Origin of the sequence: Auraticoccus monumenti (genome assembly GCF_900101785.1) — a bacterium.
Lineage (GTDB): Bacteria > Actinomycetota > Actinomycetes > Propionibacteriales > Propionibacteriaceae > Auraticoccus > Auraticoccus monumenti.
Window position 1 is genome coordinate 630,825 of the sequence record NZ_LT629688.1, and the last position, 14,294, is coordinate 645,118.

At 68.7% G+C, this 14,294-nt stretch carries 10 protein-coding genes; 4 read left to right on the forward strand and 6 right to left on the reverse strand.

What is annotated here, in order from left to right:
* Positions 1–9: 9 nt before the first annotated feature.
* The 3 genes from BLT52_RS02855 to BLT52_RS02865 are packed head-to-tail and all read right to left on the reverse strand — an operon-like array spanning position 10 to position 3,896.
* Positions 10–1,209, reverse strand: a complete 1,200-nt coding sequence (locus tag BLT52_RS02855; RefSeq protein ID WP_090590454.1) for an McrC family protein — start codon at positions 1,207–1,209, stop codon at positions 10–12.
* Positions 1,193–3,565 (reverse strand): McrB family protein, encoded by a 2,373-nt coding sequence (locus BLT52_RS02860; RefSeq protein WP_157676938.1) that lies wholly within the window; start codon positions 3,563–3,565, stop codon positions 1,193–1,195. Before BLT52_RS02860 ends, BLT52_RS02855 begins: the two co-directional genes overlap by 17 nt.
* Before the next feature lie 13 nt (positions 3,566–3,578).
* A complete protein-coding gene (locus BLT52_RS02865) occupies positions 3,579–3,896 on the reverse strand; it encodes a hypothetical protein (protein ID WP_157676939.1) in 318 nt (105 codons plus the stop codon).
* 607 nt (positions 3,897–4,503) lie between these two features.
* On the opposite strand from BLT52_RS02865, the gene BLT52_RS02870 reads away from it, so the two are divergent.
* Positions 4,504–4,866, forward strand: a complete 363-nt coding sequence (locus tag BLT52_RS02870; RefSeq protein ID WP_090590458.1) for a hypothetical protein — start codon at positions 4,504–4,506, stop codon at positions 4,864–4,866.
* Positions 4,867–4,872: 6 nt separating this feature from the next.
* On the opposite strand, the gene BLT52_RS20685 is transcribed toward BLT52_RS02870, so the two are convergent.
* Entirely contained in the window at positions 4,873–5,457 is a 585-nt protein-coding gene (locus tag BLT52_RS20685) for a nuclease-related domain-containing protein (RefSeq protein ID WP_157676940.1), read from the reverse strand.
* Positions 5,458–6,013: 556 nt separating this feature from the next.
* Here BLT52_RS20685 and BLT52_RS02880 point away from each other — a divergent pair.
* From BLT52_RS02880 to BLT52_RS02890, 3 genes are all read left to right on the forward strand, one after another.
* Positions 6,014–6,406 (forward strand): hypothetical protein, encoded by a 393-nt coding sequence (locus BLT52_RS02880; RefSeq protein WP_157676941.1) that lies wholly within the window; start codon positions 6,014–6,016, stop codon positions 6,404–6,406.
* Complete coding sequence (locus BLT52_RS02885; RefSeq protein WP_090590465.1) at positions 6,403–7,056, forward strand: vWA domain-containing protein; 654 nt, start codon at positions 6,403–6,405, stop codon at positions 7,054–7,056. The genes BLT52_RS02880 and BLT52_RS02885 overlap by 4 nt, the downstream gene beginning before the upstream one ends.
* A gap of 153 nt (positions 7,057–7,209) precedes the next feature.
* A complete protein-coding gene (locus BLT52_RS02890; RefSeq protein WP_090590466.1) occupies positions 7,210–10,311 on the forward strand; it encodes a DUF3427 domain-containing protein in 3,102 nt (1,033 codons plus the stop codon).
* 80 nt (positions 10,312–10,391) lie between these two features.
* Here the strand turns inward: BLT52_RS02890 and BLT52_RS02895 are convergent, their stop codons facing one another.
* Together BLT52_RS02895 and BLT52_RS02900 are read right to left on the reverse strand one after the other, a co-directional pair.
* A complete protein-coding gene (locus BLT52_RS02895) occupies positions 10,392–11,192 on the reverse strand; it encodes a hypothetical protein (RefSeq protein ID WP_090590469.1) in 801 nt (266 codons plus the stop codon).
* Positions 11,193–11,299: 107 nt separating this feature from the next.
* The gene (locus BLT52_RS02900) at positions 11,300–14,182 is read right to left on the reverse strand and encodes a sugar-binding domain-containing protein (RefSeq protein ID WP_090590471.1); all 2,883 of its coding nucleotides are present in this window, start codon (positions 14,180–14,182) and stop codon (positions 11,300–11,302) included.
* Positions 14,183–14,294: the final 112 nt, after the last annotated feature.

Consider the following 14,294-nt stretch of genomic DNA (forward strand, 5'->3'; position numbering starts at 1 on the left):
ATACTTGCGTCACCATTCTGTCTCGTCCTGAGCGGGCTCCACGCCCAGGGCCGGCACCACCTGCTCAGCCGCGATGGCCGTCAGCTGCCGCAGCACCTCCTCCGGTCTGCGGCTCAGGTCGAGGTGGCGAAGGTGCAGTCGGGTCCCCGCATGCTGGACGACGTGGTGGCGCGGGCCCGTCGGGCCGTCGGCGTAAATGAGGGTGGCGTCGGGCAGATTGGTCGCGGTCGCGTAGGCGAGCAGCTGGTAGAGGTCGGCACCCTGCCCCTCACCGCGGTCCCGCTTGTACTTGACGTCACCGACGAAGCACCAGCGGCCAGCGCTTCGCACGGCGAGGTCGGGCTTGAGCACGACCTGGTCCTGCTCGTCCAGGCGCAGACCGCTGTCACCGACGGAGAAGTCCGAATTCGGCAGTCCTGACGCCTCCTGCAGTGCGGTTCGCACGAACTGCTCGAAGACGTCGAAGAGACGCAGGGTGAAACCAGGGGCGCGCACCTGCCCGCCCTTCACATCCAGCATCGATCCACCGAGGACCACCCGAGCCAGCTCGAGCAGCGGACGGTAGTGCTCGTTCAGCCTCGTCCACCTCATCCGTTCCAGCAGGGCGAGTGGATCCCCTGACGGCTCGACGTGCCGCACCTGGCGCCACACCCGTTCCAGGGCCGTGCTCGAGGTGCTGCGGTGCGCGCCGAGCAGCCTCAGGCGTGCAACCGCCGCTCGCAGCACCCGGTTCTCGGCGATGTCCTCGTCGTGCACCGAGTAGCGCACGGCGATCGGGACGGGGGCTGGACGCCGAGCCTGGCGCTGCCAGCGGATACGACCCTTGACCACGGCCAGGTCGTCCGCGATCGTCCGGTAGGCGCGCAGCAGCCCTCGTGCGAGCGTGCTCTCGCAGGCCCGCACAAAGAGTGCGGTGATGCCCTCGACGAGGTCGTCGATCCCGGCGACCGCCGACCAGCCATCCCGCCACCGGTAGGGGTCAGCGGCGTAGGCCGTCATGAACAGCACCCGGTCGACCTCGATCTTCGGCCGCACCACCACTGGACGTTCACCGACCAGGACGCTGCCGATGACGTTTCCCGCCTGCACATGCAAGGCACCATCAGGGAGCGTGGTGATGCTGGCGTTGAAGACGCTCTCCAGCGTGATGCGCTCCGTCGTGGAAAGCGAGTCGACACGGGTGCGCTGGTTCTCAGTCAGCCGAAGCATCGCCAGGCCCCGTGGTGAGGGCAGCCTTCAGCTGCTCGAACTCCAGCTGGACCACCCGATCGGGGTGGTTGTAGAACAGCTCGCGCAGGGTGGGCATGACTGAGTTCTCCCAGGCCCGCTGCGCCCACACCTCACTGGCGCCCTGCCCCATGAAGTGGCTGGGCCCGACCGACTGGTCGGGATCGGCGATGAGAGTGTTGGCCCGGTCGAGCAGGTCGGCCAGCCAGAGCAGGGACGGATCGACGGTGGCGAGGTGCCGGCGCAGCGTGCCGCTGACCGGTGTCTGCTCCGGTCGCAGGTCCCTCACGTAGAAGCGGCGTCGGAGTGCGGAGTCCAGGGAGGTGATGGAGCGGTCGGCCGTGTTCATGGTCGCCACGATGAGCAGGTTCTCCGGCAGGCTGAAGGTGCTGCCGTACATCAGCGTCAGCTCGCGCTCTCGGTACTCCAGCAGGTAATACAGCTCGCCGAAGACGGCCGGGACGTTCCCGCGGTTGATCTCGTCGACCAGGAGGACGAAGGTCTGGTCCGGCTCACGCCGGGCCGCCTCAGCGTGACGGATGAGGGGGCCGTCGACGACCCGGAACTGGGTCGGCTGATCGGGGTCGGGTCGCAGGCCCTGGACGAAGTCCTCGTAGCTGGTGCCGGGGTGGAACTGCACCAGCTCGACCCGGCTCGGGTCACCGGCCAGGAATTTGGCCAGCGCCCGGCCGATGTAGGTCTTCCCGGTGCCGGGTGGTCCTTGGAGGATGATCTGCCGCTTGTGACGAAGGAGCTCGACCGTCTCCTGCAGCCAGGCAGTGCCCGCGGCGTCCATGTGGAGCTGCTCGGCCAAGACCTCGAGCGTCGTCGGCAGCAGGGGCGTGACGACCGGATCAATTGGCTCATCAGGGTCCTTGACGTCTTGGAAGGCGATATCCGCCTTGCCTGCACGCCAGTCTTCGAAAGCCTGTCGCATGGCCGCTGACCATGCTTCGGGCGGCTCCGCCTTGGCGATCGTCCAAGCCAACGACTGGGCGTCCAACCGGTCCCGCAGCAGCGGCTGGTCCGCGTTCACGGCTGCGAGGATGGCGTCCAAGCGCTCGAGGAACAACAGATAGTGCTCGCCCGCCGTAGCAGCCTCTTGCGGGGGATACCCCCCGGCCAGCCGCGTGGTCGTCTTGGAGGGTGTGTCGCGCCACGGCGGGAGCTGTTCCGGCTGCGTGGCGAACAGCAGACAGGAGGCCAGGCTGAGTCGGGCACCCAAGCCGGACAGCTGGCCCTCCACCGGTACCGCGGCCAAAAATCGGTCGATCGCCTCGGGTCCGGGATCGATCTGAAGCTCGGCGAGGGCAGCAGTAGCCACTGCCGGTTCGGCAGTGGCCCACTTGAGGAAGTCGTCGTACACCCGGTAGTCGACCAGATTCGTGCCCTGGAAGGCCTTGCGCAGCGCCTCGATGGCATCCGCGCCTCCTGTCACCCGGTCGAGGGCCGAGCGGAACCCGCGTACGCCGTCGAGCTTGTAGTCGCGCTCGACGCCGTCGAGGTCGACGCTCTGCAGCAAATGTCGGGCCCAAGAGGTGTAGAGGTCGTTCACCGGGGGCTCGCCCTGCCACTTCTCGCGGTAGGGCCAACGGTAGAAGTTGATCCCGGAGGCGCTGCCGTAGTGGACGTTCGGGTCCAGCCGTTTCACGACATCGCGAATCGATGCGCCGTCGGGAGCGAACGTCTTCAGCAGCTTCACCCGGTGATCTCGGTTCAGCATGGGTGGCGTCTCGTCGGGAAAGAGCAGGTGCTCGAGGGCGTAGCGCTGGGACCACGCAGTCTGGTCGTCAATCGGCTGGATGAAGTCGTGGAAGGCGTCGAAATTGCCGAATACCTCGGTCCGCTCGCTCCTGGTCAGCGCCTTCACGTGGGCGTAGACGTCGACCAGGTAGTTCAACATCTTCCACCGGTAGCTGTTGTACGCCTGACCTGGATTCGCGACGCCCGCCCGCAGAGCGACCCGGAGGTCGTCGGGGATGGGGCTGGTCCCGACGCTACGGAAGGCGATCACCCCATCCACCAGCTGCGTCTTCGTGCGCGAGCTCACCGCGTCTGTGGAGACGATCAAGCAGTGGCCGTACAGCAGCTCCGCCGCAACCTGCACAGCGTCCTCGCTGACTCCGGCGAGCTGCCCCTCGAGCTTGGAGCTGAAGGTGCCAGCTCCCCCGTCGGCCTGTTTGACTACGCGGTCGACGAGCTCTCCTGCGGCGCCACGAGTATCGAGAGAACGACCGTCGAACAGGCTGTGGTCGTCGATGAGCGCATGATCGCGCCACCGCTCGGCGGCGGCGTACATCGGGCCGGCGGACGGGAGGACGATCCTGCTGCTGCTCACGGCACTCCTTGGCTCAAAAGACATGACGGTCACTTCCTAGGGGCTGGAGCCGTTCGCGGGCCGCCGCGTGAGGGTCGAGCACATGTCCTGCGCCCCAGGTGCCCTCACGCCGGGTGATGTGACCGCCCTTGACCTCGATCACCGCGATACCGCGGCCAGGCCAGGCCACGAGGAGTTCGAGTTCGCCCTTCTCGTCGGTGTCGAGCAGGTCCACCCCGGCGAACGGCACCGCCTTCTCCGGAAGGGTCGCAGCGCGGGCGCGCCAAACCGCCTCTTCACCACCGCTGTCGGCATCGAACAGCGGCGTCCGCGGGACAAGTCGGGGCGCCACGCGGCATGTCTATCGGACGCGACTGGCAAGCGACAGGGCAAGGACGCGGCCGTGGTCAGCCGCAGCCGCGCTCCGCTCGCGTTCCACGACGTCCGAAGCCGGGTCAACTGGCACGGGTGGGCGTCGTCGACCGATCACTGGACCTTTTCCGGAACCACCAGGACCGACCGGGCCCACAGGAGCCCACACCGACGGCACGACTTCAGCGCCGCCCCACCGCCGCCTGGGCATCCTCCCCCGCACGTCCCAGTCGACGGGCGTAGGCCACACCGCTGCGCACGACGTGCGCTGCTCGGCGGCCACGCAGTGCAGCAGCACGTCCGCCCCTCGGTCCCTTGTCTCCACGCGCGACGCCTCAGCTAAGCGTGGAAAACGTCGACACGCAGCTGCTGTCCACGGGCGCCTTCCTCGACCTCGCCCTGTTTGCCATGCGTCAGCAGTTCTTCCTCGAACGCCACGCCAACCAGCTGGTTGAGACCGCACGCACTTCGGTGGGTCGGACGAGCACGACGACCTCGGCGAGGTCATCGGTCACGAGGAGCAGCTGCTGCGCTTCCGCAACCGGCTCTGGTTCACCAGCGTCCCGTCCCGTCCCGAAGGCAGTGCCGTGCTGCGGCTGCTGCAGGAGCAGTACGGGTCCCCATCGCTCCTCGAGGACGTCGCCGGCGAGCAGGCCGACATGGTGCGCATCCTCGAGCTGCGGGACAGCCGGCGGCGCCGGATCGCCGGCGAGCGGGCGGAGGAGTCGCGGCGGGCCCAGACCGAGCTGAACCGGCGCCAGCAGGACGAGCAGCAGCGGACGCGTCAGGTGGTCGAGACCGGTGTCGCGCTGCTGACGCCTCCGGCGGTCGTGTCCGGACTGGCGGCGCTGCTCGTCGACCCGAGCCCGTGGTTGTTCCTCGGTACCTTCCTCGTCTCCCTCGTCGTCGTGGTCCTGGCCCTTGCAGTGGTGAGACACCGCCGGACCTGACGCCAGTCACGCAGCGGCCACCAGCTGATCCTCGAGCTGGCGGATCGCAGCAGCCACCGCTTCCGGATCGAGAACCTCGGACCGTGAGAGGTGCTTCCGCAACGAGCGCCGACCACCCAGTAGCTGCACCCGCCCGATCCTGCGACGCGAGGCGCCCGACGACCAGTTTCCGTCGACGAAGAAGAGCACCGGCTGAACCGTGACCTTTACCGACGCCGCCTCCAGCAGTCGTTGCACCCCCTCGGCCTGGCGTTCGACGCTCTCGGTCAGCTTGGTGGCTCGGCGACCGCCAACCCACAGCGACGGGGAGCTGGACCAGCGGCCCCGCACCTCGATGCGTCCCCGGTAGTTCTTGGCGTCGACCACGAAGACGCCTCCACGACAGACCACGATGTGATCGAGGTTGCCTCGTGAGCCCTTGAACCGACGGTCGTGGAGCACGGCCGCACCAGGTTCCTGGGCCACGAGCTCGTCGAGCACCAGTCCGACCACCCGCTCCCCCTTGGCTCCTCGCACCCAGGCGCGGACGTGCTGGGGCTCACCGAACAGGGTCAGGACGAGCGGCGCGAGAAAGCCGAAGCGGTCACGCACACGTTGGCGGTAGCGGGTCTGCCTGCGCTGGTACTCCTCCTCGGCGGAGGCACCTGCGACTGAACCTGCCCGGGCGGGCGACAGGGGCTTGGCCAACGTCTCGGTGGACAGCGCGGTGACATCCGGGGACGGGACGACGGCGGCCAGCGGCTGAGGTGTCGGTGTGGACACAGGTGCCGCTGATGAGGAAGAGGGAGCTGGGGACACGGGTGCTGCCGGAGACGACGCGGCAGCGGTGTCACGCGCCGAGCACGAGAGGCACCAGATCAGTCGCGAGGAGGAGTCCCGGAGGGCACGGACTCCGGGAGCCAGCGCGGTCGCGCACGAGGCGCAGACGCCGGGATAACGAAGCACGAATTCCTTCGTGGGCATGCGGCACAGAGTGCCCGAGTGACGGCGCATCCGTTCCCTGGCACGCCGAGATTCGCACCCTTCGACGAGGGGCGCTTCGCCGCCGGGCCCGGTGTACACGCGTGTCCGCACCGATGCTGGCCATCTCGGAGCACCGCAAGGAACAGACTGTTGCACATGTGCAGTAACTGCGTATAGTAATGACATGCACGAACCTTCACATCGACTAGAGGCCGCCGTGGCCGACGTAGAAGCGGCAGCACGGGACCTCGGCGGCGTCGACCAGGCCGCTGCGCTCGCCGCTCTCTCCAGCGCCCGGGAGCGCATCGACGCCCTGATCGACGAGGTCGCCGCCCAGGGCGTCCTCGCGGGTCAGTCCGTGCGGTCGCTGGCCGAGGCCGCTGGTGTCGCACCCAACACGCTGTCCCCACGTCTGGCCCGTACCACCGTGCTCGGCGGCTACGCCGAAGACGGCCGCGTCGGCGCAGAGGGGATCGCCCGAGCCCGCTACGACCTCCGCAACGGCCAGTACCGCCCGGCCGAACAGACCGAACCGCTCACCTTCCGCGCCCGCCGCTCCCGAAAGGACCGCTCATGACCGACGCCACCTTCACCCACCTGGCCATGCTGCTCGACCGCTCCGGCTCGATGCAGTCGATCAAGGCCGCCACCGAGCAGGGCTTCGACGCCTTCGTCGCCGAGCAGCGCGGCCAGCAGGGCCTCTGCACCATGACGCTGGCCCAGTTCGACCAGCAGTACGAGGAGGTGTTCCGCGACGTCGACATCGCCGACGTCCCGCCGCTGCGGCTCGCACCCCGTGGCAGCACCGCACTGCTCGACGCCATCGGGCGGCTCGTGCACACCACCGGGGAGCGGCTCGCCGCACTGCCGGAGCACGCCCGGCCGGGCAACGTGGTGGTCGGCATCATGACCGACGGTCACGAGAACTCCAGCCAGGAGTACACCCACCCGGCCATCAAGGCGCTGATCAGCCAGCAGGAGGAGGCCTACGACTGGACCTTCCTGTACATGGGCGCCAACCAGGACGCCATCGAGGTCGGGGCGCAGCTCGGAGTCGACGCCCGACGCTCGATGACCTACACCGCAGAAGGCACTGGCGCCGCTCTTGGCGCGACAGCGGCCATGGTGTCGCGGCTGCGCGTGGCGCGCGCTGGTGGCGCCTCGGCGAACCAGATCCGGGAGGACATCGGCTACACCGAGGCAGACCGTGACCAAGCTGGGCGATGACTTCCGCACCTGCCTCAGCAATTCATTACCGTCGGATCGCACGACTCCGCTTCGAGGGGTTCTTAGAGGCTTTAGTCGGCCACGTGATTGTGCTGGACTCGCATCGCCGAACCCTGCATGCCGAGTGTCAGTGGCTCATGCCAAGCTCTCGCCATGGATCACGGCCTCTACGAAGCGCTTGTCACCGAATCTCTGAACGAGCGTCTGGCGCAGCTGCGAGATCGAGACCCGTCCGTTTCTGCGGTGGACGCCGCTGAGGTACCGCGCGTTCTCAGCCGCCATGTCGCTGAATCGGTCGAGCGGGTGCTCCGAACGGTGACGTCCGCCGAACGCCGACTTGAGCTGGTAAACCGCGTCCTCGCGGTTCTCGAGGACGCGGGAACAACTGTCGAAGGGCCGGCCCGCCAGCTGCAAGCGATCAGCTACCGGGACCAGTTTCAGGCTGGCCCATCGACCAGTGTCCGGCCCAGCACGCCGCTCAACGACTCGGCCCTCATGACCAACAGCCGTGGCGAGCCGCAGCTTGCCGCCGAGTTGCGGGCAGAGATCGATTCGAGCGACCAGGTCGATCTGCTGTGCGCCTTCGTCAAGTGGCATGGACTTCGTCTCCTGGAGCAACCACTACAGCGAGCTCGTGAGCGCGGCGTGCCAATCCGAGTGATCACGACGACGTACATGGGCGCCACCGAGCGGACCGCTCTTGATCGGTTGGTGCGCGAGTTCGGCGCGTCCGTGAAGGTGCACTACGACACTCGACGGACGCGCCTGCACGCCAAGGCGTGGATGTTCCATCGAGCAACCGGCTACGACACCGCCTACGTCGGCTCCTCCAACCTCTCCACCGCCGCACTGCTCGACGGCGTCGAGTGGAACGTCCGGGTGTCGCGCACGTCGACGCCCGACCTGCTGACCAAGTTCGAGGCGACCTTCGAGTCCTACTGGAATGACCCCGGTTTCGAGAGCTACGACCCGGATCTGCACCGGGAGCGCCTCGACCAGGCCCTGGAGGAAGCGTCAGGTCGGCGCGCCCACGAACGCGTGACCCTGTCCATCTCGGGACTAGAGGTGCGGCCCTACCCGCACCAGCAGGCCATCCTGCAGGAGCTCGACGTCGCCCGGCGTGTCCACGACCGGCACCGCAACTTGGTCATCGCCGCCACTGGCACCGGCAAGACCGTGGTCGCCGCGCTCGACTATCGCCGGCTCTGCACGGACGGGCGACGCCCACGACTGCTCTTCGTGGCACACCGCAAGGAGATCCTGGAGCAGTCACTGCGGACGTACCGGGAGGTGCTGGGCGACGGCAGCTTCGGCGAGCTGTACGTCGACGGCCGTCGCCCAGAGCAGTGGGACCACGTCTTCGCCAGCATCCAGAGCTTGGGCAGTTTGGGTCCCGACACGGTGCCGGCTGACCACTTCGAGGTCCTGGTCATCGACGAGTTCCACCATGCCGCCGCGGTCACCTATCGCCGAGTGCTCGACCACTTCCAGCCGGTGGAGACCCTCGGGCTCACGGCGACTCCGGAGCGGACCGACGGAACCGACGTCCGCGACCTGTTCGATGGCGTGGCCACGTCCGAGCTGAGGCTGTGGCAGGCCCTCGAGGCCGAGCTGCTGTGCCCCTTCCACTACTTCGCCGTGCACGACAGCACGGACCTCTCGCAGCTGACCTGGCGGCGAGGCGGCTACGACACCGGTCAGCTCGAGGGTGTGTACACCGGCAATGACGCCCGCACGCGGATCGTGCTGCGGCAGCTCCGGGACAAGGTGACGGACACCGGGCAGATGCGGGCGCTGGCCTTCTGCGTGAGCGTCGCCCATGCCGAATACATGGCGAGGGCCCTGAGTGACAGTGGCGTCGAGGCGGTGGCCGTCCACGGTGGCACGCCGGGACCCCGTCGTCAGGCGGCGGTCGAGGACCTGCGCCAGCAACGCATCAACGTCATCTGCACCGTCGAGGTCTTCAACGAGGGTGTGGACATCCCCGAGGTCGACACCGTCCTGTTGCTGCGACCCACTGAGAGCACGACCGTGTTCCTGCAGCAGCTGGGCCGCGGCCTGCGCAGTACCCGCGACAAGGATGTGCTGACGGTCCTCGACTTCGTCGGCAAGCAGCGCCGGGAGTTCCGCTACGACCTCAAGCTGCGTGCGCTCACCGGTCGATCGAGGCGAGACCTGCAGCGTGATATCGACGAGGGCTTCCCCTTCCTGCCTTCGGGCTGCCAGATCATCCTCGACCGAGTCAGCCAGGAGCTGGTGCTCGAGAACCTTCGGCAGCAGCTCGGACAGCGCTGGAACCAGCTCATCAGCGAAGTGCGATCCATGGCCAATCAGCGCGGGGACACCCCGCCGCTCGACATCTTCCTACGAGACACGGGCGTGGAGCTCGCAGATGTCCTGCACGAGGGGCGCCACTCGTGGACGGAACTCCAGCGCAAGGCCGCGCTGCCGACGCCAGAAGGCCGGATCCACGAGGAGGCGCTGCTCAAGCGAACACGAGCACTGGCGCACGCGGACGACCTCGAACGCCTGCAGGTGTATGCCACGCTGCTGGACGACCCCAGCTTCGAGCCCACGAACGCTCGCGAGCGCAGGCTGGCAGCGATGCTCCTCTTCTCGCTGTGGCCCACGGGCGCCCCGTCTCCCTCCGTGCGTCAGTCGCTGCGCATGCTGGAGCAGGAGCCGGCCATCTGCGCTGAGCTGCGCCAGGTGCTGGACGTCGCCCTGGGCCAGGTCGCCCATGTCACGACCAGCCTCGACGGTGAGCTGGCGGACGTGCCGCTGCAGGTGCATGCGCAGTACTCGCGGGAGGAGGTTCTGGCCGCGCTGGGCTTCACGCCCCAGTGGAACCACGACGAGGGACGACTGCCCAACAGCATGCGTGAGGGCGTCGTCTACATCCCGGAGCTGCACGTCGACGCCTTCTTCATCACGCTGAACAAGACTGAGGGGGACTACTCCCCCACCACGATGTACGCCGACTACCCGATCAGCGACACGCTCTTCCACTGGGAGTCCCAGTCCCGAACAGCGGCCGCCTCGATGACTGGGCGACGCTACTTGAAGGGCCGCAGCCACGTACTGCTCTTTGTCCGTCACACGCGCAAGGGCGAGTTCGGTACCAACCCGTACCTGTTCCTGGGCCCCGCGACGTACGTCTCCCACCAGGGGGAACGCCCCATCGCCATCACCTGGGAACTGCAGCACCCGGCACCGTCGGACTTCCTGACCAGCGCCCGTGTGGCGGTGGCCTGAGGACGGTGTCACCTGCGAGGCGCTGATCGCTAGTCCCGTCGTGCTGACGACTGGCCAATGTGGCGCTGGCAGGTAGCCGGTCAGTTCTTGAGACTCTCGACCTGCACGGACCACTCGCTCAGTCCGCTGTCGTCGGCGCGCGCCAGCTGTCCCGGCTGTGCCGTGTCGACGTCGGTCGCGGCACCTAGCAGTGGTTCAACCCCGATGGACCGGTACGGCGCGCCAGTAGGCCAGCCGCCGAGGTTGCGCCACAGCAGGAGCGACACCGGACCTGTCCCCCGCTCCATTCGCCAGCGCAGCACCAGGACGTCCTCACCGTCTACGAGCTGGACGGTGTCGGTGGCCACGACGGCCAACCATGCGGTCCCGTCCTCTGGGCCACACCGCTCCAGTGACGTCACGCCAGGCCACGCCGTCGACGTCCAAGGGCCGTTGGCGGCGACGTCCTGGACGCGCATTGGCGTCCCCGATGGCAGCACCACCCGGGCGGACTCCGACAACGAGTAAAGCCCGTGTACCGCGTGTAGGAGGCCGCGGCCGGGCTCACCCGTCACGGTGTAACGCGCGGTCAGTAGACCGTCGGGCACGTCCATACGCCTGCGCAGATCCCAGCCGGACGCCTGGACGCGGGCGTCTGCCGCGGTCCCTGTCCAGCGGCGGGACCAGACGTCCCCGTGATCGAGGCGGCCGGCGACGGTGGGGAAGCACTCCTCCACCCCGCCGGCGTCCACGAAGGCGTCACCCGGGTGCGCCGCCCCGCGCTCCGCCAACACCGACGGTCGCTGCCAGAGCCACTCGCGGTGAGGGGTGCGAAGCGAAGTCCAGCGCCCACCGTGCTCGAGGTCGACCTCGACGGTGAGCGGCTGGCGTCGCTCAGCCATCGGCCGTCCGGCGAGGGGAAACGATCGTGGCCTGGTCGCTAATCACCCCTAATCACATTGCCTCTCACGGCACCTGGCGGGCTGAGCCCGGTGCCTCAGCACGCTCGTCACCCTGCGTCGGCAGTGGGAGAAGGGGTGAGCAGCTGGCGCACCGCCTCAGCGGAGACGGTCGGCGCGGGACGTCCCTCACCGCCCAGATAGCCCAAGAGGCTGGCCAGGAGCTGCCGGGCCACCGGCCGGACGTCCAGGTCAGAGTGAAGATCCATCGAGCAGACCAGCAGCCGTCCTTCCCCCACCCCCACCTCCCACACCAGGCCCAGGCGGCGGGCGGAGAACCAGGTGTCGATGGGCTGGACGATCGGGTGGACCTCCGGGAGGTCGTCCAGCACCACGGCGTTCGCCCCGTGCAGCGGCTCCCACCACTGCCAGTCGGTGTGGCCGTCGGAGGGGAAGCCGGCCAGGGCCGGGTGCGCCGGGTCGTGGGTGATGCCGAGGGTGTGCGGGGCCTGGTTGCGGGTCCAGGCGGTGTTCCAGAAGACCGGGGAGAAGCCCAGGGCGACCTCGGTGTGCGGGGCGCCGAGCTCGGGGAACAGCAGCACCGTTCGGCCACCCTCGGCGGCCTCGAGCGCCTCCTCCAGGTCACGGGTGGTGAGGACGTCCGACGTTGGCGCGGGGGCTGCAGGTGGGAAGACCCACAGGGACCAGTCGTTGGCGTGCTGCTCGCCCTCGGCGGTGGTGACGGTCACCTCGAGCGACAGGCGACGGGCCTCAGAAGACTCCGGCGCCGCCACGCTCACCTCGCCGTGCATCGAGCTGTTGCCGATCGCCACGGTGCTGCCGCCGACCGTCCCGCTGTCGAGCTTGGCGCCCGAGTCGTCCTGCAGCGTCCAGGCGACGGTCGCGCCCTCCAGCGCAGCGGCGCCGAAGTGGGCGACCTGGACGGTGAACGTCAGCTCCTCACCGCTGGTCAGGACCCGCTTAGGCAGCCGGGCCAGCGGCACGGTCGGACCACAGAACCGGGCGAACTCCGCTGCGGTGCAGTAGCCCTTCTCCTGCCAGAACGCGTCCAGCACCCCGACCAGCGCGGTTCCCTGGCCGGGGAAGTCGTTGAGCCCCAGCAGGTGGAAGCCGCCGAAGCCGGGCGTGCGGAGCGCGGCCTCGATGTCCTCCTTGTAGGCCAGCTCCTGCAGCTCACCTGAAGCCAGCCGGAACTCCTCAGCCTGGTCGGCCATGCCGCCCTGGGCCAGGAAGTCGGCGAAGATGTCGAAGTTCCGCGGCTGCAACAGGCCGGTGTATTTCTCCCTCTCCGCGAAGTTGGGGTAGGCGCACCACTGGCCGATCTCGTGGCTGATGATCGGTCGCGGCGAGGCCTGGACGTACTCGGTGTAGTCGGTCGTGGTCTCCGGCGGGCGGCCGTTGATCCGCGACTCCAGCTCCTCGCCCCAGCGCTGCACACGGGGCTCGGAGATGCTGTCGACGTCGTTCTCGGGGATGGTCGGCCAGCCGGCGCCGCTGGTGTAGAGGTGCCGCGGGTCGAGCCGCCGGACGTGAGCCACCCAGTGGCCGAGGAACTCCGCGTCCCGGCCGGCGGGCTCGTTGCCGTGGGCCATCATCAGGAACGAGGGGTGGTGGCCGAAGGTGCGCAGGATCGCCGTGGTCTCCTCGTAGACGTAGGCGTCCACCGGTCGCGACTCCCCGATCGCCGCGCCCTGGTTGGCCCACACCGGCCCCTCGACCTGGAGGTAGAAGCCAGCCTGGTTGGCCGCGACGAAGGCCGCCTCGGGTGGGCACCAGGAGTGGAACCTCAGCAGGTTGAGCCCGTGCGCCTGGCAGATGTCGATGATCCGGCGCCACGACGCGACGTCGGTGGGCGGGTGGCCGGTCAGGGGGTGGACGCCGGACTCCAGCGTCCCGCGGATGAAAGTGCGACGGCCGTTGACCGTGATCTGGGTGCCCTCGGTGCCCACCGAGCGCAGCCCGAAGGTGAGGGTGCGGCCGTGGGTGTGGACGGCGCCGTCGACCGTGGTCTCCAGCTCCACGGTCAGCTCGTGCAGCGCCGGGGAGAACTCGTCCCACGTGGGCGCGTCCTCCCCCAGCTCGACGTCGAGGTCGACGTGCCCGCCGCCGGCGACCATGCCGCGCTCGACCAGGTCACGGCTCTGCTCGGAGTCGAACGAGGCGCTGACCGAGACCGGGGCAGCGTTGGCGCCGACACGGCGGACGGTCGCGGTGACCGTGCCCGCGCCGACGCCGGCGGTGCCGCTGGCCAGGTCGACCTTGACCCTCACCGAGCGCCGCTCGACGTCGGGCAGCGTCATCACGTGGCTGATCACCACGACCGGCTGTGCGGTGAGGGTCAGCTCGCCGATGACGCCGTTCCAGTTGCCCTGGGTGTGGTCGGAGATGCTGTGGGCGTTCGGGCCGACGTCGACGATGGTGCGGTTGTCGACCCGCAGGGTGAGCCGGTGGCGTCCGGGCTCGAGCACCCCGAGGTCGAAGCGGTGCGGGGTGCTGAGGCTGCGCTCGGACCCCACCCGTCTGTCGTCCAGCCACAGCGTGGACTCCCAGTGCACCCGCTCCAGATCCAGCACCACCCGGCGACCGCGCCAGGACTCCGGCACCGCGACCTCGCGGGAGAACCAGGCCGCCCCGCGGTAGTAGCGGCGCGGCTGCAGCCAGAACGGCACCGCCACCGCACCCGGCTCGCGGTAGGGGGCGTAGCGGTCGTCGGTGTAGAAAGAGCGGTCCACCACCAGACCGGTCCAGGGGGTGTCGACGGTGATCTCGTCACCGAAGCCCTGCTCCTGCAGCGAGCCCGGCAGACGGACCTGATCGGTCCCGTCGATGTCCTCGGCGAACCAGCGCTCGCGCTCGCCGACGTCGTCGGGGTCGAGACGCAGTGACCAGGTGCCGGCGACGTCGAGCTGGAAGGGGTCTGCGTCCTGGGTCGACGGGGTCGCGTCCGCGAGGAAGGTCTCGGTGGTGGTCATCGGCTGTCGGCCTCCAGGTCGGGTCAGTTCTGGCTCTGGTGCGCTCGGGACGTTGCTTGGTCAGGGTTCCGGCCGGTGATGGGCCGGCCGGGTTGTTGCTCGATCACGACGC

Coding starts and splice junctions, on each gene's coding strand:
- BLT52_RS02900 (WP_090590471.1), bottom strand. CDS start 14,182: ATGACCACCACCGAGACCTTCCTCGCGGACGCGACCCCGTCGACCCAG.
- BLT52_RS02885 (WP_090590465.1), top strand. CDS start 6,403: ATGACCGACGCCACCTTCACCCACCTGGCCATGCTGCTCGACCGCTCC.
- BLT52_RS02895 (WP_090590469.1), bottom strand. CDS start 11,192: ATGGCTGAGCGACGCCAGCCGCTCACCGTCGAGGTCGACCTCGAGCAC.
- BLT52_RS02855 (WP_090590454.1), bottom strand. CDS start 1,209: ATGCTTCGGCTGACTGAGAACCAGCGCACCCGTGTCGACTCGCTTTCC.
- BLT52_RS02890 (WP_090590466.1), top strand. CDS start 7,210: ATGGATCACGGCCTCTACGAAGCGCTTGTCACCGAATCTCTGAACGAG.
- BLT52_RS02880 (WP_157676941.1), top strand. CDS start 6,014: ATGCACGAACCTTCACATCGACTAGAGGCCGCCGTGGCCGACGTAGAA.